Source organism: Lachnobacterium bovis, from assembly GCF_900111325.1.
Lineage (GTDB): Bacteria > Bacillota > Clostridia > Lachnospirales > Lachnospiraceae > Roseburia > Roseburia bovis_A.
The window spans coordinates 111,455-136,129 of record NZ_FOGW01000009.1; the positions used below are offsets into that span (position 1 = coordinate 111,455).

The 24,675-nt window shown below is 30.5% G+C and carries 19 protein-coding genes and 7 tRNA genes; 6 read left to right on the plus strand and 20 right to left on the minus strand.

Features of this window, described 5'->3' with window-relative positions; translation table 11 throughout:
• Positions 1-37: 37 nt before the first annotated feature.
• Positions 38-2,134, plus strand: a complete 2,097-nt coding sequence (locus BMY79_RS05055; protein ID WP_074730504.1) for an LTA synthase family protein — start codon at positions 38-40, stop codon at positions 2,132-2,134.
• 160 nt (positions 2,135-2,294) lie between these two features.
• Here the strand turns inward: BMY79_RS05055 and BMY79_RS05060 are convergent, their stop codons facing one another.
• The 4 genes from BMY79_RS05060 to gdhA all read right to left on the minus strand — a co-directional run bounded on the left by BMY79_RS05060 (position 2,295) and on the right by gdhA (position 6,680).
• A complete protein-coding gene (locus tag BMY79_RS05060) occupies positions 2,295-3,182 on the minus strand; it encodes an Mrp/NBP35 family ATP-binding protein (RefSeq protein ID WP_022749261.1) in 888 nt (295 codons plus the stop codon).
• A 26-nt stretch (positions 3,183-3,208) separates the two neighbouring features.
• Entirely contained in the window at positions 3,209-4,384 is a 1,176-nt protein-coding gene (locus BMY79_RS05065) for a cation diffusion facilitator family transporter (protein WP_034226329.1), read from the minus strand.
• A 71-nt stretch (positions 4,385-4,455) separates the two neighbouring features.
• Positions 4,456-5,004, minus strand: a complete 549-nt coding sequence (gene lepB, locus BMY79_RS05070; protein WP_022749264.1) for a signal peptidase I — start codon at positions 5,002-5,004, stop codon at positions 4,456-4,458.
• A 341-nt stretch (positions 5,005-5,345) separates the two neighbouring features.
• Positions 5,346-6,680, minus strand: a complete 1,335-nt coding sequence (gdhA, locus tag BMY79_RS05075) for an NADP-specific glutamate dehydrogenase (RefSeq protein WP_027422279.1) — start codon at positions 6,678-6,680, stop codon at positions 5,346-5,348.
• A 227-nt stretch (positions 6,681-6,907) separates the two neighbouring features.
• Here gdhA and BMY79_RS05080 point away from each other — a divergent pair, with 227 nt between their 5' ends.
• Positions 6,908-7,603 carry an energy-coupled thiamine transporter ThiT gene (locus BMY79_RS05080; RefSeq protein ID WP_022749267.1) on the plus strand — a complete coding sequence of 232 codons (696 nt, stop codon included), beginning with the start codon at positions 6,908-6,910 and terminating at the stop codon, positions 7,601-7,603.
• A gap of 162 nt (positions 7,604-7,765) precedes the next feature.
• Here BMY79_RS05080 and BMY79_RS05085 read toward each other — a convergent pair whose 3' ends face one another.
• The 6 genes from BMY79_RS05085 to BMY79_RS05110 all read right to left on the minus strand — a co-directional run bounded on the left by BMY79_RS05085 (position 7,766) and on the right by BMY79_RS05110 (position 15,699).
• Positions 7,766-8,713: an ROK family glucokinase gene (locus tag BMY79_RS05085; protein ID WP_022749269.1), complete on the minus strand. Its 948-nt coding sequence runs from the start codon at positions 8,711-8,713 to the stop codon at positions 7,766-7,768.
• A gap of 158 nt (positions 8,714-8,871) precedes the next feature.
• Positions 8,872-11,127, minus strand: coding sequence for a transglycosylase domain-containing protein (locus BMY79_RS05090; protein WP_074730505.1), 2,256 nt, complete (start codon positions 11,125-11,127; stop codon positions 8,872-8,874).
• 323 nt (positions 11,128-11,450) lie between these two features.
• On the minus strand, positions 11,451-12,467 hold the full coding sequence (locus BMY79_RS12500; RefSeq protein WP_022749272.1) for a shikimate kinase: 1,017 nt from the start codon (positions 12,465-12,467) through the stop codon (positions 11,451-11,453).
• A gap of 14 nt (positions 12,468-12,481) precedes the next feature.
• Positions 12,482-13,351: a shikimate dehydrogenase gene (gene aroE / locus BMY79_RS05100; protein WP_027422280.1), complete on the minus strand. Its 870-nt coding sequence runs from the start codon at positions 13,349-13,351 to the stop codon at positions 12,482-12,484.
• A 55-nt stretch (positions 13,352-13,406) separates the two neighbouring features.
• On the minus strand, positions 13,407-14,081 hold the full coding sequence (locus BMY79_RS05105; RefSeq protein ID WP_022749275.1) for an HAD family hydrolase: 675 nt from the start codon (positions 14,079-14,081) through the stop codon (positions 13,407-13,409).
• Positions 14,082-14,142: 61 nt separating this feature from the next.
• On the minus strand, positions 14,143-15,699 hold the full coding sequence (locus BMY79_RS05110; protein WP_022749276.1) for a DHH family phosphoesterase: 1,557 nt from the start codon (positions 15,697-15,699) through the stop codon (positions 14,143-14,145).
• A gap of 167 nt (positions 15,700-15,866) precedes the next feature.
• On the opposite strand from BMY79_RS05110, the gene BMY79_RS05115 reads away from it, so the two are divergent.
• Positions 15,867-16,832, plus strand: coding sequence for a zinc dependent phospholipase C family protein (locus BMY79_RS05115; RefSeq protein ID WP_022749277.1), 966 nt, complete (start codon positions 15,867-15,869; stop codon positions 16,830-16,832).
• Positions 16,833-16,969: 137 nt separating this feature from the next.
• On the opposite strand, the gene BMY79_RS05120 is transcribed toward BMY79_RS05115, so the two are convergent.
• A complete protein-coding gene (locus tag BMY79_RS05120; protein ID WP_022749279.1) occupies positions 16,970-17,905 on the minus strand; it encodes a D-2-hydroxyacid dehydrogenase in 936 nt (311 codons plus the stop codon).
• Positions 17,906-17,937: 32 nt separating this feature from the next.
• A complete protein-coding gene (locus tag BMY79_RS05125) occupies positions 17,938-18,981 on the minus strand; it encodes an aldose epimerase family protein (protein ID WP_074730506.1) in 1,044 nt (347 codons plus the stop codon).
• Positions 18,982-19,393: 412 nt separating this feature from the next.
• On the opposite strand from BMY79_RS05125, the gene BMY79_RS05130 reads away from it, so the two are divergent.
• The 3 genes from BMY79_RS05130 (at position 19,394) to BMY79_RS05140 (ending at position 22,690) form a co-directional block, all read left to right on the plus strand.
• Complete coding sequence (locus BMY79_RS05130; RefSeq protein WP_022749282.1) at positions 19,394-19,966, plus strand: hypothetical protein; 573 nt, start codon at positions 19,394-19,396, stop codon at positions 19,964-19,966.
• Positions 19,967-20,229: 263 nt separating this feature from the next.
• Complete coding sequence (nagA, locus tag BMY79_RS05135) at positions 20,230-21,366, plus strand: N-acetylglucosamine-6-phosphate deacetylase (RefSeq protein ID WP_074730507.1); 1,137 nt, start codon at positions 20,230-20,232, stop codon at positions 21,364-21,366.
• 625 nt (positions 21,367-21,991) lie between these two features.
• Positions 21,992-22,690, plus strand: a complete 699-nt coding sequence (locus tag BMY79_RS05140; RefSeq protein ID WP_083383471.1) for a TVP38/TMEM64 family protein — start codon at positions 21,992-21,994, stop codon at positions 22,688-22,690.
• Positions 22,691-22,888: 198 nt separating this feature from the next.
• On the opposite strand, the gene BMY79_RS05145 is transcribed toward BMY79_RS05140, so the two are convergent.
• The 8 genes from BMY79_RS05145 to BMY79_RS05180 all read right to left on the minus strand — a co-directional run bounded on the left by BMY79_RS05145 (position 22,889) and on the right by BMY79_RS05180 (position 24,568).
• The gene (locus tag BMY79_RS05145; RefSeq protein WP_074730508.1) at positions 22,889-23,770 is read right to left on the minus strand and encodes an endo alpha-1,4 polygalactosaminidase; all 882 of its coding nucleotides are present in this window, start codon (positions 23,768-23,770) and stop codon (positions 22,889-22,891) included.
• A gap of 150 nt (positions 23,771-23,920) precedes the next feature.
• A tRNA-Lys gene (locus BMY79_RS05150) sits at positions 23,921-23,993 on the minus strand.
• A gap of 7 nt (positions 23,994-24,000) precedes the next feature.
• Positions 24,001-24,073, minus strand: a tRNA-Phe gene (locus BMY79_RS05155).
• Between the two features lie 6 nt (positions 24,074-24,079).
• Positions 24,080-24,153: transfer RNA gene (locus BMY79_RS05160), tRNA-Met, on the minus strand.
• A gap of 29 nt (positions 24,154-24,182) precedes the next feature.
• Positions 24,183-24,264 (minus strand) — tRNA-Tyr (locus BMY79_RS05165).
• 60 nt (positions 24,265-24,324) lie between these two features.
• Positions 24,325-24,397: transfer RNA gene (locus BMY79_RS05170), tRNA-Thr, on the minus strand.
• Between the two features lie 20 nt (positions 24,398-24,417).
• Positions 24,418-24,490: transfer RNA gene (locus tag BMY79_RS05175), tRNA-Val, on the minus strand.
• 4 nt (positions 24,491-24,494) lie between these two features.
• Positions 24,495-24,568, minus strand: a tRNA-Asp gene (locus BMY79_RS05180).
• Positions 24,569-24,675: the final 107 nt, after the last annotated feature.

Genomic DNA, 24,675 nt, shown 5'->3' on the forward strand with positions numbered 1-24,675 from the left:
TTTTTTAATCTAATTATTATAAGATGGAGGTATAAAGATGTCTATTAAATTTAGAAAATTCAATTTCCCAAAATTAAATTTTCCAAGAAAAAAAGATGATGCACACACAGAAAACTCTAATGTGAAAACTATTTCTCCTGAACGTCAAAAACGTATAGATTTTCTTAACAAATATTCTTTACTATTCCACGTTTTACTTTCATGTGGCTTAGTATTTGTAATCGAATGGATTTCTAGACGTAGTTTGATTTCAGCATGTGGTTTTGTAGGTGGTCATACACTTGCTTACTTCTACAATGCATTTTTAGTTTTCGCCTCACTAACATTAGTATACTTATTTAGAAGACGTGCATTCTTCCGATTAATTATTAGTTCGGTGTGGTTTTTACTAGGGGTAACAAATGGCGTTATTTTATCAAATCGTGTAACTCCATTTGCCTTTACTGATTTTAAAATGGTATCTGATTTGCTTGCAATGACTAATACTCATTATTTCACTATTACGCAAGCAATTTTAGTTGTGATTGGTCTTGGTTTATTTATTTTATTCCTTGCCCTATTTTTTATCATGGGGCCAAAATACCAAGGTAAGATTCATTACATAATAGCACCAATCTGTGTATTACTTATTTTATTTGCAGGTGTTCCAACCATAACAACTGCTGCACAAAAAAGTCATGTTGTTGCAAGTTATTTTGCAAATATTGCCCAGGGATATGAAAACTATGGCTTTGTTTATAGTTTTTCATCTAGCGTAATTGATCGTGGTATGAAAAAACCACATAATTACAATCAAGAAACTATTGATTCAATCGAAGCTAAAGTGAATAGTCAAAAACAAACTACAACTTTAGCAGATAACGAAAAACCAAATGTTATTTGTATTTTATTAGAATCTTTTTGTGATCCGGAAGAAATCAAATTCCTACACACTAATAAAGATCCTATACCTACATTCCATAAATTGGAAAAAGAATATACAACTGGTTACTTAACTGTTCCTGTAGTAGGTGCTGGTACAGCTAACACAGAATTTGAAGTTTTATCAGGTATGAGTCTTAAATATTTTGGTACAGGTGAATATCCTTATAAAACAATTCTTAAAGATACAGATTGCGAAAGTGTTGCTTCTGATTTAACAAAAATTGGTTATAGCACTCATGCAGTTCATAACAACGGTGGTAATTTCTATAGCCGTGTAAATGCCTTTACTCAAATGGGCTTTAACTCATTTACAAGTAAAGAGCTTATGAATATTCAAAGTTATACACCTAACGGAAGCTGGGCAACTGATGATATTCTTGTAAACGAAACAATCAAAACACTTGATTCGACACCAAATCAACCAGACTTTACTTATACAATTACAGTAAGTTCACACGGAGATTATCCAAGAGAACCTGTTATTGCAAATCCTGAATTTAAAGTTTCAGGTGTATCTGATGAAGCAAAAGCTAATCAATATACTTACTACGTTAACCAACTTCACCAGGTAGACAACTTTATTGCTGATCTTACTTCTGCATTAAGCAAACGTAATGAGAAAACAATTGTAGTAATGTTTGGTGATCATTTACCAACAATGGGACTTCAAAATTCAGATATGAAATCTGGTGATATCTACAAAACAAAATATATTACTTGGAACAATTTTGGACTTACTAAGCAAGATGCCGACTTAAAAGCATATCAACTTCTTTCTGATACTACTAATAAGCTTGGTATCCACGAAGGTACAATACTTAACTATCATCAGACTCAAATGAATTCTGATAACTACGAAAATGGTTTAGAGAATTTACAGTACGATTTACTTTATGGTAAACGCTTCTCATATAAAGGCAAAGACCTATATCCTGCAGCTAATTTAGTTATGGGTATAGATGATGTTACCGTTAAAAATGCAAAACAATCAATTGATGGATCGCAAATTATCATAGAAGGTTCTAATTTCACTAAGTGGAGCCGTGTATACGTAAATGGTTCAAAAGTTGATACAGACTTCTCATCAGATAAGTTATTGACAATTAGTTCAAAAGATATTAAACCTGGTGATAAAATTGTTGTTAACCAACTTGGTTCTAGCAATACAATTTTCAGAAGTTCGAATGAATACAAATATTCAGGAAAATAAAGCTTACATAAATCTACAAAATAATAATTTATAACAAAATATCCCATATACTTTCTCATATAATGAGTTTGTGTATGGGATATTTTTGTATTTTATTTAGTTTTTACTATAGATATCTTTGATACATTTTTTGATATCATTCTTAATATAATCTAACAACTTATGAATTGATTTTTTCTTTACTTTCTAAAACTTCAATTGCCCTAGAAAGTAATTCTTCATTTTCGATTTCAAAAAATCTACCTTCATCAGCAATTTGTGCAGCTTCTGGATTAAGTGGTAATTTTCCAAGAACTTCTATATTAAGTTCACTAGCCACATCATCTATATGACTTTCACCAAATAATTTTATTTGTTTACCACAATCTGGACATAATAAATAACTAAAGTTTTCAACTACTCCAAGTACCTTGATTTTCATCATATTTGCCATATTGTAGGCTTTTTTTACAATCATCTGAACTAATTCCTGTGGAGAAGTTACAATTACAATTCCTTCGACAGGAAGAGACTGAAATACTGTAAGTGGTACATCACCTGTTCCAGGTGGCATATCCACAAATAAATAATCCAAATCGCCCCAACATGTTTCATTCCAAAATTGTTTAACAACGCCTGCAATAACTGGTCCTCTCCAAATTACTGGAGCCTCTTCATTTTCCATCAAAAGGTTAATCGAAATAACCTTAATTCCTTCTTTTGTTTCAATTGGTAACATTCCTCTATGATCACCAACAACCTGCTCTTTAATTCCAAACATTTTAGGTATTGATGGTCCTGTAATATCTGCATCAAGAATACCAACCTTGTATCCTTTTTTTGCCATCTGAACGGCTAATGATGATGTTACAAATGATTTTCCAACACCACCTTTACCACTTACTACTCCTATTACATTTTTTATATTTGAAAACGCATTCATTGGCTCTTTTAAACTTTCAGCTGTAGTTTGCTGAGGTTTTTTTTCGCTTTCTTGTTTCCACTCTTTTCCTTGTTTTTCCATGTTTCTTTTTGTTCTTGAAAATGCTTCAAAATTTTCCTTACTCATTGTTTCCTCCTAATTACATTTAACTCTTACTTTTTGCTTTTTGTAAAATCAGTATCCATATGAATTACAATAAAATATTTTTCTCCTATTTCCTTATTAACAGCCTCCTGAATTTGCTCAGATAAAGCTTCTTCACTAGCATTCATATAATATGGTACTAAAACATCAAAAATCAAATTAGTATGTGTCATTCCTTTTACAACTCTAAAATCATGTATCGTTATGGATGATTCTATTCGAGCTACAATATCTTTAATAGTATCTCTTAATTCAAGTACCTCTGCATCTGATGTTATAACTGGATCCATATGAATAACTGATATACAGCCTAGTTCTTTATTTAACTTATTCTCAATACGATCTATAATATCATGCAATTCTATAATATTTCCATCAACAGGTACTTCTGCATGTAAAGAAACTATGCGCCTACCTGGGCCATAATCATGAACCATTACATCATGCATTCCTACAATATTTCTATCAAAATGAGTTACTATATCGATTATTTTATCAACAAACTCTTCTTCTGGCGGTTGTCCTAACAACGGATTAATTGTATCTTTTGCTGCTGAATATCCCGCATATAAAATAAATATTCCTACAAGAACACCTGCATATCCATCTAAATATCCATATCCATATCTTCCTAAAATAGACACTATAAGAACAATCATCGTTGCAACACAATCACTTAAACTATCCATAGATGTTGCAAGCAATGACGACGAGTTAATTTTTTTTCCCACTCTTCTATTATAAAATGCCATATAAAATTTAACAAGAATTGATATTATCAAAATTAAAAACATATAACCTGATGTTTTGGAAATTAATGGATTAAAAATTTTCACAAAAGATGATCTAATTAATTCAACTGCCATAATTATAATCAACATAGATACTATAAACCCTGAAATATATTCTATTCGCCCATGGCCATATGGATGGTTTGGATCTGGTTTTTGTGCCGCTAACTTAAAGCCAACCAATGTCACAACAGACGCACCTGCATCTGACAAGTTATTTAACGCATCAGCCGTTATTGCTATCGAACCACTTATTGTGCCTATTATTACTTTTCCTAAAAACAATAAGATATTTAAAAATATTCCTAATCCGCCACATAGAACTCCATAAACTGTTCTCATTTTTTCCAATGTATAATCAGGTTTAATAAATATTTTTTCTAAAATTCCCATTTTTCCCTCCAAAAAAGTGTGCAACTACATTACGCTACATAATGTATTATTGCACACTTTCTATATATAATCTACTTCATTTCTCCAAAATCCTCAAACGGAAAATAGATAAAAATACCTTTACCTATTATGTATTCTTTTTTTACAAATGTATGCTTCCAATATCTTGAATCATTCGAATTATTTCTATTATCCCCCATTACAAAATAAGAATTTTCTGGCACTTTATACTCAAGTGGTCCTGACATAACATACCAATCTTCCTTCAAATAATCTTCTTTTAATGGGACTTTAGAATCATTGATATAGATTTTTCCATTCATTATTTTTATTTTATCTCCAGGCAAACCTATTATTCTTTTTATAAATTTCTGTGACAAATCATCTGGTGCATAAAAAATTATAATGTCACCTCTTCGAGGATTATCCCATAAATATGCTAATCTATTTCCAAAAATATTGTCACCCGGTTTTATCGTTTTTTCCATCGAACCTGTTGGAACTATAGCATTAATTATTACATAATTTTTTATGCATAGCGCAGCAATCATTGCTAATGCAATAGTTAAAATCCATCCTAATATACTTCTTAATCTACTTTCTTTTTTTTCCTTTACCATAATTACACTCATCCTTGAAATTTTTATTTTAATCCTTTGTTTTACATGTAACCCTCGACTTTAAAATCAAGCTAGTATTTTTTTCGGAAAAAAAGACCGTTTGCTTAAGAAAAGAACCTATATTCTAGTCATAAAATTTCTACTCAAATTAAACAATTTGCATAAAAACTAATCGTAAACTAAAATTTAGGTTCTTATATCTAATAAACTATTATTTATTTTTCATAATAAATCAATTTTTACATAATAAATGAACTTTTTTACATAATAAATGAACTTTTTTACATAATAAATGAACTTTTTTACATAATAAATGAACTTTTAATAATTACTTCCTTAAATTAGCAGACTCCCTGAGCTAACATTGCTTCTGCTACTTTTTCAAAGCCCGCAATATTTGCACCTGCAACGTAATTACCCTCCATTCCATAACGTTTTGCTGCATCAGAAATATTGTGATAAATATTTTTCATAATCTGCTGCAATTTTCCATCTACTTCTTCGAATGTCCAGCTCAATCTCTCGCTATTTTGTGACATCTCAAGTGCTGAAGTTGCAACTCCACCTGCATTCGAAGCCTTACCACAAATAAATAATACACCATTATCTTGGAGATATTTAGTTGCATCTAATGTTGTAGGCATATTTGCACCTTCGCAAACTGCTGTAACACCATTTTTTACGAGTTCTTTAGCGTCTTCAAGTAATAACTCATTTTGTGTAGCACATGGTAATGCTATATCACATTTTATCTGCCATACGCCTCTACCCTCATGATATTCTGCATTAGGTTTAGCTGCTTTATATTCTGTTAAACGTGCTCGTTTTACTTCTTTAACTTCTTTTAATAATTCAACATCTATTCCATCTGGATCATAAATCCAACCAGTAGAATCAGAACATGTTACAACTTTTGCTCCAAGCTGCTGTGCTTTTTGGATTGCATAAATTGCTACATTTCCTGCCCCTGAAACAACAACTGTTTTATCTTTTATATCCATTCCATGATCTTTAAGTAATTCTTCTGTTATATACACAAGTCCATATCCTGTTGCTTCTGTACGAGCAAGTGATCCGCCATAACTTAATCCTTTACCAGTTAAAACACCTTCATATGTTCCTTTTATTCTTTTGTATTGTCCAAACATATATCCAATTTCTCGCGCACCTGTTCCAATATCGCCTGCTGGCACGTCAACATCAGCGCCAATATATTTACATAATTCTGTCATAAAGCTTTGGCAAAACGCCATTACTTCTCTATCTGATTTTCCCTTTGGATCAAAATCAGAACCACCTTTACCTCCACCAATTGGAAGGCCAGTTAAAGAATTTTTAAAAATTTGCTCAAATCCTAAAAATTTGATAATACCAATATTTACAGAAGGATGTAATCTAAGACCGCCTTTATATGGTCCAATTGCATTATTATATTGAACTCTATATCCAGTATTTACCTGAACCTGTCCCTTATCGTCAACCCAAGGTACACGGAATTTTAGTTGACGATCTGGTTCAACTAATCTCTCTAATAGTGCTTCTTTTCTATATTTTTCTTCATTAGCATCTATAACAGGCCTTAATGACTCTAGTACTTCCTCTGCTGCCTGTAAAAATTCAGGTTCAGATGCATTTTTTTCTTTTACTCTTTTTAAAACCTCATCAACATAACTCATCTTCTCATTCTCCTTTTATCTGAAATATATTACTTCTTTTTTATATTAATTCTTTTTTTAGAATTTGTAAACATATTTTTCTTTATTTCTGTATGTTTTTACAGTTGTAAAGTATTGTAGGATAATTATGTGTATTGTTGCGAATTTTTAAATAAAACTTGACTTTGATCCAAAATAATATTAAAGTTTATCTGAAATAAAGTTTTATAATTATGGAGGAACATAACATGTCACTTTTTATTGAATCATCAGCAACATCTGATGGTACCACTTACACTTTTACAAAACTAGGTACTACATCCATTGTATTAGCAATAATAGCTATATTACTAATATCATGTGCTCTACTTGGTAAAAAAACAAAAATCACTTCAAGGCAACTTGCCTTTACCTCTTTGACATTAGCACTTGCTTTTTTAGCATCTTTTATCAAATTATTTCAGATGCCAATGGGAGGTTCTGTCACTCTATTTAGTATGTTTTTCATCACTTTAATTGGATATTGGTATGGTCTAAGTGTTGGAATAACAGCCGGAATTTCTTTTGGATTGCTTCAACTTATAATTAATCCATATATTCTATGTCTTCCACAAGTTATAACAGATTATATTTTAGCTTTCGGTTCGTTAGGATTATCTGGTATTTTTTCAAAATCAAAAAACGGTTTGCTAAAAGGCTATGTCGTCGGTGTATTTGGAAGATTTTTCTTTGCTGTACTTTCCGGAGTGATTTTCTTCGGAAATTATTCTTCTTTTTTAGGAATGAGTAACTCCCTTTTATACTCAATCATATATAATGGTTCATATTTATTTGCAGAAATGATTTTAACCATTATATTCCTACTCGCATCGAATTATAATAAGAATTTTAATATGGGTATTTCATATATTACTAAGCTTGCAACTAACCGCGCTTATCACTAACTATTTTGCTATTACTACAAGTATTCTTATGAAGTAATAGCAAACAATCAAAAAACCATGCTCCTTAGATATAATGTAATCTAATTAACTTTTGAGATTACATGTATCTTGAAGCATGGTTTTTTTATCATTATAGCTTATTCAAATCAAACACTTTACTGATTAAACAGGCATAACAAGTTTCATTCCGCCATAAATTCCAGCATCATTTCCTAATTTTGCTAATTTGAATTCTGTTGTTCTACAAGCATGGAATGCATTTTCTCTGAAATGTTTTTCTACTGTTTCTGTTAAAATACTACCAGCTTTTGAAACACCTCCACCGATTACGATAACCTGTGGGTTTACAACACAAGTAATGTTTGCTAATGCAAGTCCTAAATAATCTGCTACTTTATCAACTACTTGAAGAGCAACTTCGTCATTTTGTTTTGCAAAATCAAATACATCCTTTGATGTGATTTCATTTAAACTTCTTAATTCACTTGGATCATCGTTTTGTTTTAATCTTCTCTTAGCTAATCTAACAACACCTGTTGCTGATGCATATTGTTCTAGGCAACCACTTTTTCCACATCCACAATTTTCAATCTCTTCACGATTCATTGTCATATGGCCGATTTCTCCGCCAGCCCCCATTGCACCTGATACCATCTGTCCGCCAATGATGATTCCACCACCAACGCCAGTTCCAAGTGTAACAACAACTACATCTTCGTAGCCTTTTCCGCCACCTTGCCACATTTCACCTAGTGCAGCTACGTTAGCATCATTACCTACTTTAACAGGTAATCCAATTTTTCCCTCTAATTCTGTTGCAGCATTAAATACTCCCCAACCTAAGTTAACACAACGATTTACTGTTCCGTCAGCCTTAACTGGTCCAGGAATGCCCATACCAACTCCAATAACATTTTCTTTTTGAATATCGTGTTCTACAATTTTATCTTCGATTACTTTAGCGATATCGCTTAAAATATTTGCACCTTCATTTGTTTTATCTGTAGGAATCTCCCATTTTTCTAATAATGAACCATCTTCTAAAAAGAGACCCATTTTAATTGTAGTTCCTCCAATATCCACACCAAAACCATATTTTTTGTTTTCCATAATAGTTTGTTTACCTCCTGATGTTTCTAAGTTTTCATTCTCATCTATTCTATCACATATCCACAAATAAATGTAGAAAAACATATAATTTCCACAAAAAGTGTACAATAAAAAAAGGTCACATAGCTTTTTTCTTCTACATGACCTTTTGTGTATTACTAACCTGCAGTTTGACTGTCTCCAGGTGTTGTTCCTTGATTATTTGTATTTGAATTGCCGTCTCCACTACTATTAGAAGGTTGTGTTGTATCTCCATTTTGTTGTGTATCTGGTTGTTTTGGAACTTCAGGGGTACCTTGATTATCTTGATTATTCGCATCATCTGGAGAAGTTACTTCATTCTCGTCACCAGTTTCTTCTTCTGATGGTTGTTCAGTTTGAACTTCCTCTCTTTTTTTAAGTCCTTTAACCTCTCCTGTAGGTGGAGTATAACTTGGAAATTGTTCTATTTCTAATCCCTTATGAATTTTATTCATAAATGCTTTCCAAATTTTACCTGGATATGTTCCGCCATACAAATTACTTACACTTCTTGGTTTATCATATCCAACCCAAATTGCTGTTGTATAGTATCTTGTATATCCACAGAACCATCCATCCTTTTTATCATTTGTTGTACCTGTTTTAGCTGCACATGGCATACCATTATCAAGTCCCAAACCATATGTTGTACCATATGATACTTTAAATCCTTCTGTTAAAACATCTGTCATCATTCTAGCAGCATTTTGTTTATAAATAACTGTCTCTATCTGCTTAGACTCATAAATTGCCTTGCCATCAGGATTTTCAATTTTTACTATACATGTAGGTTGTCTATATGCACCATCATTTTCTAATGCACAATAACCTGATGCCATTTCAACTGGTGATACACCAATTGTAAAACCACCTAATGCTGTTGCTAAAGTTTCATCACTTTTCTTAATTCGTGAGAATTTCATATTTCTTATATATGATAGTCCCGCTTTTGGGGTTATATCATCATAAATTTGCCATGCTACTGTATTCAATGATCTAGCAACTGCTTCTCTAATAGTAACATTACCATAATACCCACCACCAGAGTTAGATGGACCACCTTCAAATTTATGATCATTTATAACTGATTCTGGACCATAACCTTTTTCAAAGGCTGGTGTATAAACTACCAATGGTTTAATTGAACTACCAGGCTGTCTAAAGCTTTGGAATGCTCTGTTTAGAGTATATGATGTACTTTCTTGTTTTCTACCGCCTACCATTGCAACTACATAGCCTGTCTTATTATCAATACAAACTGCTGCACTTTGCATTTCATATACGCCATCACTAGTTTTAGAACCAAAACTCTTTAATCCTTCATCTACAGAGTTTTGAAGTTCTTCCTGCTTATTCAAATCAAAACTTGTATATATTTTATAACCTTTAGCATATAATTCTTTTTGGCATGTATTATATGCTTCTTCATACATTTTATTGTATTCTTTTTGCTCAAAATCAGAAGAAAACTGTGTTTTAAATTCAAAACCTTGTTTTTCCATAAGAGCTCTTGTTGCACAGTAAATGCTATATGTATCTAACGAACTATTCTTTTTAATATTTGTACTTTCTGGTCTATTTAATGTGATTTGCTCAGCAATCGCTTTATCATACTCAGCTTTTGAAATAACCTTGTCTTCATACATATTTTTCAATATCAAGTTACGTCTTGTTATTGTATGATTTGGATTTACAACAGGATCATAATATGTTGGACTATTTGGAATTGCACACAAAAATGCTACCTGTGATAATGATAAATCCTTCATATCACAATTAAAATAACCTTTACTTGCTGCTTTAACTCCATAATATCCATTTGCAAAATATACATTATTCAAGTAAAATTCCATTATATCTTGCTTAGTATAAAGTTTCTCGAGTCGCATTGAAATAAAAATTTCTTTAAGTTTTCTCTGAACTGTTTGTCTTGAATCTAAGAAAATATTCTTAGATAACTGCATAGTTATTGTACTACCACCTTGAGTAATCTTCTTTTTTTGTATAAATGCAGTTCCTGCTCTGAAAAATGCCTTATAATCTACTCCGTTATGAGTCATAAATTTCTTATCTTCAATACTAATCATTGCCTCTTCGAAATACTTAGGTATTTCTACATATTTTGCATATTCAGATCTCTTTTCTGTTCTCAATTGTGAAATAACTTGTCCATTACAATCATAAATTGTACTAGACTGTCCTGGTTTAAAAGTATCTCTATTTGACTTCGATACAATTTCTATTGCATCATTCTTTAAATCTTCTAAATCTTTAACATATCCGCCAAAATAAAATACTCCTAAAGCTGTAGCTACAATACACAAGCAAAATACTTGGAATTTAACTACAAACCACCAAAAACGATGTTGCTTCTTCTTTTTATTTTTTGCCATATACTACTCCTTTTATGTCCGTTATTCGTATTTTATACTTTTTAGCAAAATTATGCAAATAAAAATTCATATTTAAATCTACATAATTTATCGGCAATAAAATATATTTTTCCGATAGTATCTTTTTTTAATAATATTTAAAATAACACATATATATAACTGTTATTTTGTCCTGTCTATACTATCAGATTTAATTCTAGCACATATCCTCTCCTTATCACACGTTAAATTTAAATTTTTCTAATTTTTTTTACAAATTAACTCCTTTCTAGGAATTTTGTAATTCAAAATTAATAATTACTCTTTCCTAAAAAGGAGTCACTTTAATAAATATTATGTATTATTTCTTCTGCAATAGTTTGAATATCTTTTGAATCTGTAGTAATAACTATATCTGCCACGTCTTCGTATAACGCCTTTCTTTTTTGCATTAATTGTTCAATATATTCAATATTCATATTACCATTTAAAATTGGTCGATTCTTATCATCTTTTACTCTTTCAAAAATTGTTTGTGGACTAGCTGTCAATAGAACAACTTTACCACAACGTTTCATAATTTTAGTATTTTCGCTTCTAACAACTACTCCACCGCCACATGAAACAACATATTTTTTACCAGTATTAAATTCCGTTTCTATGTTTTTAACCAAATTTGTTTCGAGATTTCTAAAATAATCTTCTCCATATTTTTCAAAAATATCTGGAATCGACATACCACTATCATCGACGATTTTTTGATCCATCTCTAATACTTCATATGGCATTATTTTTTCTAATTGTTTAGCAATCGATGTCTTTCCCACACCCATAAATCCAATCAAAAATAATTGCGGTTCATTTTTAAATACACACTTGATACTATTATAGTGTAAAAATTCTTCTTTTTGCGCGAGTTCTTGAACTTCATCGGAATTAACAAATTTAAATTCTGATATTTCTGTGCTTTGAATTTTTACATCATTTTCATCATAGTCCATATAAAACTTATATATGTCAACAAAATAATTGTCACCTTCTTGTGGATTTTCTCTCATATATGTATGAACTAATCCACCTTTGGCTTTTGAAACATCCAATCCAATTTCTTCTTTTATTTCACGAATAATTGCTTCACGCGATGTTTCTCCTGCCATTGCTCCACCGCCTGAAATTTCCCAAGCTCCGGGTGCATATTTTTTAGTTTCTATACGTTTTGTAACAACAAATCTTCCGTCTTGTCTTTGAACTATTCCTATAACTGTAAGATGAAAATCACCATCATTCATATTCCAATCATTTCTGTTCATAGTACGGCCGGTCTTTTTTTTGTTTCTGTCGTAAATATCCCATTTTTCCATTTTATTATCATCCTTTAACTAAAAAATTTTTCTTTTACCTCTTCTACTGGCATATCACATCCTGTATATAATTTGAATGCAGCAACACCTTGCCATAGCAACATTCCTTTTCCACCTATTGTCTTGCAACCGCAAGCTTTAGCATCTTTAATCAATTTAGTTTCCTCAGGATTGTAAACCACGTCACATACAACTTGTTCTTTTGAAAAAACTGTCGGATCTTTTACAACACTTAGATCATCTAATGGCTTCATACCAACAATTGTAGCATTAACAAAAATATCACTTTTTTGGATTTCTTCCTTTAATTTAGACTCATCATCTATATCAAATACATTAACAATACATGTTGGAACTTCTTTTTTTATTTTTTCCGCAGTCTCTAGTGTGCGGGAAAAAAATGCATCTTTTTTATTAAAAATTGAAATTTCTCGAATTCCATCAAGTGCACACTGTACCTGAATCGCAGTGGCAGCTCCACCTCCACCACATATTGTCAATTTTTTTCCTTTAATGTCTACATCATTATCTTTTAAATTTGCAACAAATCCTTCGCCGTCTGTTATGTAACCTTTTAATACTCCATTGTCATTTACAATAGTATTAACTGCCCCTATAATTCTAGCCGCTGGTGATAACTCATCCACATATTTAGATGCTGCTATTTTATCTGGCATTGTCACATTACACCCTCTCATGTCAAACATTCTCATTGCATCTAGCGCATCTTTTACTTTGTCTTCTTTGACATCAAATGCAACATACACATAATCAATTCCTAAATGCTTAAAACTATAATTATACATTTGTGGCGAACCTGAATGGCCAACTGGCGATCCAATTAATGCAAGTAATTTTGTTTTTCCTGAAATCATATTTTCCATACTTAATCTCCTATTTTCATATTTTATAATTCCCATTATTTCTTTTTAATAATTCTTATGCAATTGCCTCTAATAAATCACTTGGTTTATCAATAAAACATTTACCGCCATTTTCACGTAAGAAGTTTTCATCCCTAAAACCCCACTTTACGGAAACACATGGCATCTTTGCATTTTGAGCAGTCTGAATATCAACTTCAGAATCTCCTACATAGATTGCCTCCTCGTTAGAAAAATTGAGCTCCTCTAAAGCTTTATTAACAGTATCTGGAGCTGGTTTTTTTGCGACCTTCACATTTTCTCCAATTGCAACACTTACATATTCGCTAAAATAATCTCTATTTAAAATTTTTACTGCTTCATCCATCTTATTCGAAACAATTGCTATTTCATATCCAAGTTTTTTTAATTCTTCAAACAAATCATATATTCCATCATATGCTTTAGTATTTTCCTTACAATGTATTTCATAGTATTCTCTAAAATATGCATAAGTTTCTTCAAATTTTGGATTATCACAACCTCCTGGTACTGCGCGTTCCATTAATTTTCTAACGCCATTACCAACAAATCTTCTAACCTCATCTAAAGTCCTAATTGGCATATTACTATACTCTAATGCAGCATTTGTTGCATTTTTTAGATCCTCTAATGTATCTAAGAGTGTTCCATCTAAGTCAAAAATAATTGCTTTTAAATTTTTAGGTTTATTAATACTTCCTACTACCATTTTATAGCCTCTTTTCTTTAAAACAAAAATATATTAAAAATCCTCTGTAAAACAAAAGATCCTATACTCTTTTATATGAATCCATAAATTTATCTTTTTCACAAATTGATAAATCTCGAACATCCTTACATTTTATTACTAAATAATCACCTTTTTTTCCTAAAATGTAATCATCCTCATTATCCTGCGAAAAAATTTTCACATTTTTTTCTACTGGTTTAGCATACACTATTTCTCTACCGTCGAAAACACATTTTTTGGCATAGTAACCTAAACCTATAGTTATACCTGTGTTTACACTTTTTACTGTTGGCATATATTCTACATTATCTAATTTATATTTTCCGGGTTTAGAGACATAGTTTTCATTAAAATATTCTTCTGATATTTCCCATACATCTCCTTTACCGTCAAGCATAATTATTACTCCTGATTCTACGTTTATTTTAACATCCTTACTAAATGTTCTAATATAAACTGATGAACCACTTTCATATAAATCAGACAATCTAACATATCCTAATTCGACTTCTTTTTTCTTATAAACCTTCATAGAAGAAAAATCAATATTGTATTTTTGAGAATATATTACTTCTGATTGTAAAAAATAATCAATCATCTTATATTCAAGGAAATCACTAATTTCTTGTCTTGATGGATTACACAATTCATTTTCTGAATTTTCATATGAGATATTAAACTCTTCACAATACTTCTGATAAGCATTACGCAATAAATTTAACTGAATAAATCCACCTGCTTTAATTTTATGACCTCCACCGGATCCAATATCTCTACATATGTAATCCGCTAATTCACATGCTTTTACTTCTTTACTACAACTTCTTACTGAAATCTTTATTCCAGTTGCATTTATACTATAGACTAAACATGTTTCTATTTTATCAACTTCAATAACAATGTCACTAATTAATCCAAGTATGTTAGGATCACATGGCCTAACTTTTATGATTGCAAACTTGTATTCATTGTTATACTCATAATGATTTATTGCCTCACCAGCAATACTCAAATCATTCAATGTAAGATTTGAATTTTTAAATTTAACAATTAATGCCTTGTCAAAATTAGCTGTATCTCTTAAATCTCGATCACATGGATGATCCATTTCTGTAAAACCATTTGTATCTGTATATAAACCATAATACAAAGCAGTTGATAATTTTATGTTATCGCCTATATAAAATCCTTCTTTTTTCAATAACATCCACATTAAAGTTGCACACGATCCTAGATTACTCTTAACTTCAAATAATTCCGGCATCTTTACACTTATTTGATGATGATCGATTACTGCTATATTTTGCGCATCAAAATGAGTGACATTGCCCTCTCCATATTGACAATCAACTGTCACTAGAAGTTCTGGATTATCTAATTTTGTTACATATTCAATTGGAATATCTAAACTAGATACCATTAATTCTAAACTTCTCTTCTTAATTTTGTATTGTCCACTATAAACCAATCTGACATTTTTATTATATTTTTTTAAATATTCATATAACGCCATTCCACTTGAAATAGCATCAGCATCTGGATTATCATGACATTGTATCACAATATCATTATACTGCAATAACTCTCTAAGGTTCATCTCGCCACTCTCCAAATTAGCATATTTTTATTATATTTATATATTTTTTATATTATAAACTTATTCGTTTAAAATTATATCATATTTTTAATATTTTACGTAGAAAGAATTATTATTCAACTTCCGATACTCATAATGATCATAGAACAATTTGTGAGGTGAGAAATATGCCAGGTTTTACAACACATTATTTATTTGGATCTGATTTATTTAAATTATTACCAGAAAATTCTTTAAAGAAAAATATAAGAAAAAATCACAGTGCCTATTCCCTTGGGTTACAAGGTCCTGATATTTTTTTCTTTTATATTCCATCGCACATTTTTCATAAAGAGAATTTAGGTGCACTCGCACAAGATAAAAAAACTGGTGCTTTTTTTTTAAATTTATTAGAAAGTAGAACCCTCTTTACAGGTAATAAAAAACATCTACAAATCGCAGATGCATATATTATGGGCTTTATTGGACATTACACTTTAGATACAACGTGTCATCCATTTATTTACGCCTTTACCAATTATACACCTGATTCACCTCCAAAAGATACTCACTATTTCGGAAACCATGCATATTTAGAGACCGAAATTGATAATTCAATGCTTAAATATAAAAAACATATTCGCCCAAATCAATTTCATCAAGACTCAACTATAATGGTTTCGCCAACCCAAAGACGTGTAATTGCTAAAATGCTATGTCATGCTTTTAAAAATACATACACCAATTTAATGGTTAACAAGGCTATGATGCGCGCAGCTATAACATACTCAATCATTGGCTCAAGACTTCTTAGTGATCCAACTGGACAAAAAAAAGTTTTTATACGCCTAATTGAACAAAATTTAATAGGAAAAGCTTTTATTTCTCCGATGCTACCTAGCGATAAATATTATTTTTTCAAGGATCCTCTCAACACTCGCCATAAACCTTGGACACATCCTTGGCTACGAAATAAAAAGTCACGAAAAAGCTTTTTAAACCTATATAACTATGCTCTTGCTGTTTTTTTAAAACGATTACGAGGATATTACAAACTTGTACATACAGATTTTTCAGAAGAAAAAAGAATTTTTTATTCTAAACATTATTATGGTAATCTATCTTTTTTAAGCGGTTTACCTCTTGAAGATTAAGGAAACTTAGCATCTATATTTTAGCTAAAACAAAAGTCCCTTGGGCTACTAAAAAATTTCACACTCAAACTGCTTTTGGTAATTTTTAATTTCTTTTAGTAACCTTTAGGACTTTTCTATGGAATATAAAACTATTCCTATAAATTATAAAATTCTTTTATTTGATTTAATATAATACCCATTAATCTTTCTCTAGCTTCAATACTTGCCCAGGCAATATGCGGAGTAATGATTAATTTTGTACTATCTTTTATGCTTCTTAAAGGACAAGCTTCACTCATTGGTTCAATATCTAAAACATCTAAACCTGCAGCCTGAATCTCCCCTTCATTAAGTGCTTTAACTAAATCCTTTTCTACTACAATTGGACCTCTACCAACATTAATAAAAATAGCAGAATTCTTCATCTTTTTAAAAGCATTAAAATTCATTAAACCCAATGTATCTTCATTTAATGGTGCATGTACGGAAACGAAATCTGATTGAATTAATAATGTTTCAAAATCAACCCTCTCATAATCTTTATCAACATGTTTTCCTGATGTAGAATAATAAATCACTTTACACCCAAATGATTTAGCAATATCAGCAACTCTCTTACCAATGTTACCAAGACCTATTATTCCCCAAGTTTTTCCATTTACTTCATTAAATACCTTAGCAAAATGCGTAAAACTTACATCATTAACATATTTTTCTGATTTAACATAATCATCATAATAACTTAATTTTTCTAACAAATAGAAGAACATAGCAAAAGTATGTTGTGCTACAGATTCTGTAGAATAGCCAGCAACATTACGCCATTGTATATTCTTTTTATCCAGATAATCTTTGTCTAAATTATTAGTTCCAGTTGCTGTCACGCATACTAGTTTTAAATTTTTTGCTTCTCCAATTGTTGCTTCATTAATTGGTACTTTATTCACAACAACAACATCTGCATCTTTAGTTCTTGCTTTAGCTTCTTCAACTGTTGAAAAACTATATTTAACAACTTCGCCAATTTTATCAAATCCTGACAAATCAATATCGTCACCAATTGTCTTTGAATCTAAAAATACTATTTTCATTTTTTCTACCTTTTTCAACCTTTCACAATATACTATTTTACGGAAAAACGATAGATAGTTGTTGAATCATATGACTCACCTGCATCAAAAATAGGTTTCTTAAAATTATCTTCATTAACTGAGTTTGGATAATACTGTGTTTCTAAACAAACAGCAGATCTTTTATTGTAAACAGCATTATTTTTTCCTTTTTCACCGTCAACAAAATTTGCCGTATATAATTGTACACCAGGCAAATCAGTTAGCACATCCATTTTTAAGCCAGTTTTTTCACAGTAACACGTTGCAATTAATTCAACTTTCTCACCTTTTTTATCAAGTGCAAGATTGTGATCGTATCCATTTCCATATTTTAATTGGTCATTATCGTCAAATATATTTTTTCCAATTTCTTTAGCTTTTCTAAAATCAAACGGTGTATCTTCTATACTTGCAATTTCTCCCGTTGGAATTGATTTAGAATCAATAACTGGAGTGTAATGTGACGCATTAACCTGTAAAATATGATTTAAAACATCTCCTGAGTCATGTCCTCCCAAATTAAAATAACTATGATTTGTAAAGTTCATAACTGTTTTCTTATCTGAAACTGCATGATATTTAATACTTAATTCATTTTCATCTGATACTTCAAATGTAACTTGAGCTTGCATGTTTCCTGGAAAATCTTGTTCTAAATCCTTGCTTAAACAATTAAAAACAATTTTATTTTCTTCAACACTTAATACATCCCATATTTTTTTATCAACTCCATGTGATGCACTGTGTAAATTATTTTCATTATCGTTTTTTTCAAGTTCATAAACTACACCGTCTAATTCGATTTTTGCATCAGCAATTCTGTTGCAATTTCTTCCTACAGTGGCACCAAAATAGCATGTTCCATTTTGGTAGCCTAAAACGTCGTCATAACCCAACACAACATCTCTCTCGATTCCATCTTTATCATGTAATTTTATCGAAGTAATTGTCGCTCCATAATTTGTTACTCCAACTTTCATTCCATTACAATTTGAAATAAAATAATTTGTTACCTCCTGACCATCTTTGGTATTACCAAAACTTACCTGTTCCATATCCTTTTTCCTCCTATAACTAGTTTTAATTAAAAATAATCTAGCATTAAAATATTACCCCCTATAAAATGAAACTATTATTTCCCCTATAATATTTTACATTTTACATAATTATTTTACCTTTTATTTTATTATTTTTCAATAAAAACACCTCATCTAACCGTTCTTATATTACTTATTCTGCCCTTTACTTATAAATAATAAAATTTATGATATTTTTAAAAATTTTTCTGTTACTATAAAATTTAATTTATTTCTTCCGAAATACACTGATGATAGCTCGTATCGGCTATGTCTTTTTTAAATTGTTTTTTAATACAAGTTAACAACTAAAGATATCATAAAGTACTATTAGTTTATAATATCCGTTTAAATAGTGTTTTTAATTATAACAAGAAAGTAGGGATTTACTATGAGTTCAGATATGACGAGTTTAGTTGGATCAAACAATAATCTTTCAACAGATTATTATTTACGAAAGTTCTATGAGCATAACAGAGAAGTTTCAAAAGCTTCAAAACGCTCAGATTACACAAACAACGAATTGATTTATGAAGATACAATAGCACTAAAAAAAGCGGCAAAAATGTTGTCCTCATTTGAGTACAAAGAAAATAATGATGATAAAAACATATACAATAGTATACGTGCTTTTGTTACAACGTATAATAATGCAATAACTTCATCTGGAAAAGTAAATGATCCAAACCTTAAACGCCAAGTGAAAAATCTTATGAAAGTCACTGATAAATATTCAGATGCCTTAAAAAACATTGGCTTAGAGATTAAAGATGACGGAACCATAAATATAAAAGATGGAATCCTTTCTAAAGCTTCACTTTCTGATATTAGTAAAGCTTTTAGCAAGGAAACCGGATATATGAATGCCTCTACAATAAGTGCCAAGAGAATAAATGAACGAACTTACAATATTTTGTATAATCAGATTCTGGGCCGAGGACTTCACCTAGATATTACATTATAATTTTAAATATACCCATAAAATTTTGCTTTTAATTACTTATTACGTTTTAAGCAGATTTTAATATTTCATTTTTATAAACGAAATATTAAAAATATTATAATTTTGCTGTACATTTCAGTTATATTATTAATATATTATATTTTTTTATTAAAATTTTTATAATTTTCAGTATATATATTAATGTTTTTTTCTTCAAGATATGTTAAAATTCAATTATCAGAAATTTTATCATTCTTTTGTTGCTCTTTTTTGGAGGAATTTATATGGGTAAAGTAATTAAAAATGGTATTATATTTGGTTCAGATGGAATTTTCGCTGAGCGAAACATATACATAAATGATCACAATAAAATTTTTAAATTGACACATCCATTAGTTGCTGATTCAGACAGCTTGTTTTCTGATGCAGAAATTATTGATGCTCAGTCACAATACGTTATTCCTGGCTTATGCGACATTCACATTCATGGTGCAAAAGGACACGATTTTTGTGATGCAGATACTAATGGTCTAACGGAAATTGCCGAATATCTTCACGAAAATGGTGTTACGTCATTCTGCCCTTCGACATGCACACTTCCTGAAGATCGATTGGCAGAAATCATGAAATCACTTAATGGTGTACCAGATGACTCCTCTCATTCCCGAATAGTTGGAGTAAATATGGAAGGTCCTTTTATTAATAAAGATGAAAAAGGATGTCATGATGAAGAGTTCATTCAAGCACCAAATATTGCATTGTTTAATAAACTTAATGCACTATCGGGAAACAGAATTAAATTGATAAATGTTGCTCCAGAAATGAAGGGAGCTGCAAAATTTATTGAAACTCTGCATTCGAAGGTAAATATTTCACTTGGTCATTCACACGCAAACTACAATCAAGCAACTACCGCTTTTATCGCTGGTGCAAATCATGTAACCCATGTTTTTAATGGAATGTACACTTTTCATCATCGCGACCCTGGCATTGTTGGTGCAGCTTGCGACGATCCAAAAGTAATGATAGAAATTATATGTGATGGCGTTCACGTTCATCCTTCCGTTGTGCGTATGATATTTGCAATGTTTGGCGATGATCGAGTTATCCTTGTAAGTGATTCAACCAGTGGAACAGGAATGCCAGATGGACAATATCACTTCAACAACCAAGTAACTACTAAAAAAGGAAAACATTCCACTCTTAAAGATGGAACAATTGCAGGTTCTGTAACTAATTTGTTTAGCTGTATGAAAAATGCAATTTCTTATGGAATTCCAATTGAGTCTGCAATCAAAGCTGCAACCATAAATCCAGCCAAAAGTATCGGTATGGGTGATTTGATTGGTACAATTAAACCCGGTGCAGAAGCAGATTTATTAATACTTGATAAGCAATTTAACATTGTACGAATTTTATGAAAATTAAGCATAACTAAAATGATTTAATTTCTCAAAAAACACTTGCATGCTACAAAAAAATATGCTAGATAATGTACATAAAATGCGATACGATTATAATCTTAAATTAGATATTCTTACATTGCGATGCAATTATTATCTTAAATTAGATATTCTTACATTGCGATGCAATTATAAACTTAAAAAATAATAAAATTATAACTTTAATTAAAGAGATATCTCTCAACCATTTTTTTAGCAGGGGTATCTCTTTAATTTTATCCTCTCATAAAAAAGCATTCCTCCTATAACTCATACACTTACTTAAATTCTAATTTTTCATTCAATGCATTTAATATTTTTTATACTTTTATGTATTTAATGCTGTTAATGCTTACCTTCATCTTTTTTTTGATATTATTCGTATATAAATATTATTACTCCATAAACATTATTACTATATAAACATTATTACTATATAAATATTTTTACTCCATAAACATTATTACTATATAAACATTATTACTATATAAATATTTTTACTCCATAAACATTATTGTACTTTAATTAATCTTGTGATATAACAATTATTATTCACAAATTCAATAACCTTATCATTATTCAAGAAAAATAAAGGAGGAAAAATTTGAAGAAATTAAAAAATACTCATTTATCCACTAGAAAAAAAAATGTCATACTCGTTATAATCTCTTTACTATGTATAGTATTTATAACTTTACTGACCTGGTTTATCATCAAGCCAATGTTTGAACTTGCATCAACACCGACTGCTTTTCGAAAATATATTTATAAACAAGGTCCCATTGGCACTATACTCTTTATTATTGTATTAATTTTGCAAGTAATTGCAGCCATTATCCCTGGTGGACCATTCGAAATTGCAGCTGGTTATACCTATGGACCACTAAAAGGCGCCCTAATTTGCAATATAGGAATGACTATTGGTAGTATTATTTCATTCTGTGCAGTAAAAAGATTTGGCAAAAAAATAATTCATTTATTTTTTTCATCTGAAAAAATTGATAAGCTAAATAATTATATGGAAAAACATAAAGAACAAATCACAAAAATATTTTTTACTATTTTTTTGATTCCAGGTTCACCAAAAGATTTATTGTCATATTGCGCTGGTTCGACAAACATAACACTTATTAAATGGAGTGTTTTATGCTTCATCTGTCGCACCCCAGCAATTCTACTCTCGACATTTAGTGGTAGTAGTTTATATAAAAAAAATTATGAACAATTTATATTACTTATCATAATAATGGCACTTTTAAGTATTATAGGAAGTTCACTCTTCAAAAAAATCACAAAACACTAACTCGAAAATAAATTTTTAGCGACATTTTTTATCTTATAAAAATATTTTTATAACAATACAGATTTTTAAAATAATACAGAATTTAAAATAATACAGAATTTAAAAACAGCGTAAAATTCACTCTTGGTAAAAATTACGCTGTTTTTTCTTTAATTGCCTATCTCTAATTAGCTTTACAACAGGACTAATAAAAAGCAATTAAATCTTATTTAATTTATTCGAATCTGTTATGAAATACATATAGTTGTTTTTTTTACAAAAATTTTTTACTTCTCGAATTTTATCCTTATCTTTTGTATATTCAATTAATGAAACAGACAATTTTTTCTTTCTGCATTTTTCAAAGTACTCAACATAATAGTCAACATCATCTTTAGCCTGATTTTTGTATATCAATTTACCATCATCACCAACATTATATGTTGTAAATACGCTCTCTTGATTTACACCAGCAATTAAATTAACCTTGTTTTCCTTAAGCAATCTTTGAACGAAATAATCTCCTCCATTAATTATTAACTTTGGCTTATATTTATTTAACCCATCTATTATTTTTAAAAGTCCTTTATATATGTCATTAGCCTTGGCTTCATCCTTCATGTAGTAGTATAAATCCGTATTATCAATAAAATAATCATCCACATTCTTCTGACTAATTTGTTTTCCTAATACATTAACCACGTAATTTTGCCATCTTTTTGATGTTACATCTATTTTTACTTCGTCATCCCAATTTGGATACGTACCTAAACTTAAATCCGAAAATTGTTTATAATATTTTCTATACTCTTCTAATGATCCAATGTTTAAATAGGCATAAACTTTATGACCTTCTTTATGAAAACGTTCTATGTCATTTTTTGAATAATTAGTAACATCGATTACAACTGTCTCATATTCTGAGAACTTATCAACCGATAATTTATCTGCCCCAATAAAAAATCCTATTTTGTATTTGAAATTATTTTTTGAAAAATTCATTTTGAGTAAATCAAGCTTAAAAAAAATTAATACACCTAATACCAATACTAATACCAATACTATTATCATTCCAAATATAATTGTTGTTTTATTTCTCATATTATTCTCTCTCTTTTTATTATTTGTTATTGTTACTCATTGCTACTATTTATATTTCCCAATATCAATATATACACTAACCCTATAAAATAAATATTTTTAATTATTCAATAAAAAAAGCTGTCATTTTTTTACAAAATGACAGCTTCATGAGACATCGGGGATTCGAACCCCGGACAACTTGATTAAAAGTCAAGTGCTCTACCAACTGAGCTAATATCCCATATGAGTGCCCAGTTCCGGAATCGAAGCAGAGACACGAGGATTTTCAGTCCTCTGCTCTACCAACTGAGCTAACTGGGCACAGAGTTGCGGGAATAGGATTTGAACCTATGACCTTCGGGTTATGAGCCCGACGAGCTTCCAGACTGCTCCATCCCGCGTTATTACTTAAATATATCTTGTTTTTTAATGGGCAGAGGTGGATTCGAACCACCGAAGCAATTTGCAGCAGATTTACAGTCTGTCCCCTTTGGCCACTCGGGAATCTGCCCATATTAAACAATATATATACCTATAAAGGCTTTTTGAAGATTTATCGCTTAGATAAACCAAGCCGATGATCGGACTCGAACCGATAACCTGCTGATTACAAATCAGCTGCTCTGCCAATTGAGCCACATCGGCATTTTAGTCTTCTGACTAAATGGGACCTACAGGGCTCGAACCTGTGACCCCCTGCTTGTAAGGCAGATGCTCTCCCAGCTGAGCTAAGATCCCATAACGACCCAAGAGGGACTTGAACCCTCGACCTCCGCCGTGACAGGGCGGCGCTCTAACCAACTGAGCCATTGGGCCATCTAAGATACATTTTATATATCTTCAAAACTTCATACAAGTTATTAAAAACCTTTTGGTCAAGCCTTCGACCTATTAGTAACAGTCAGCTACATACATTACTGCAC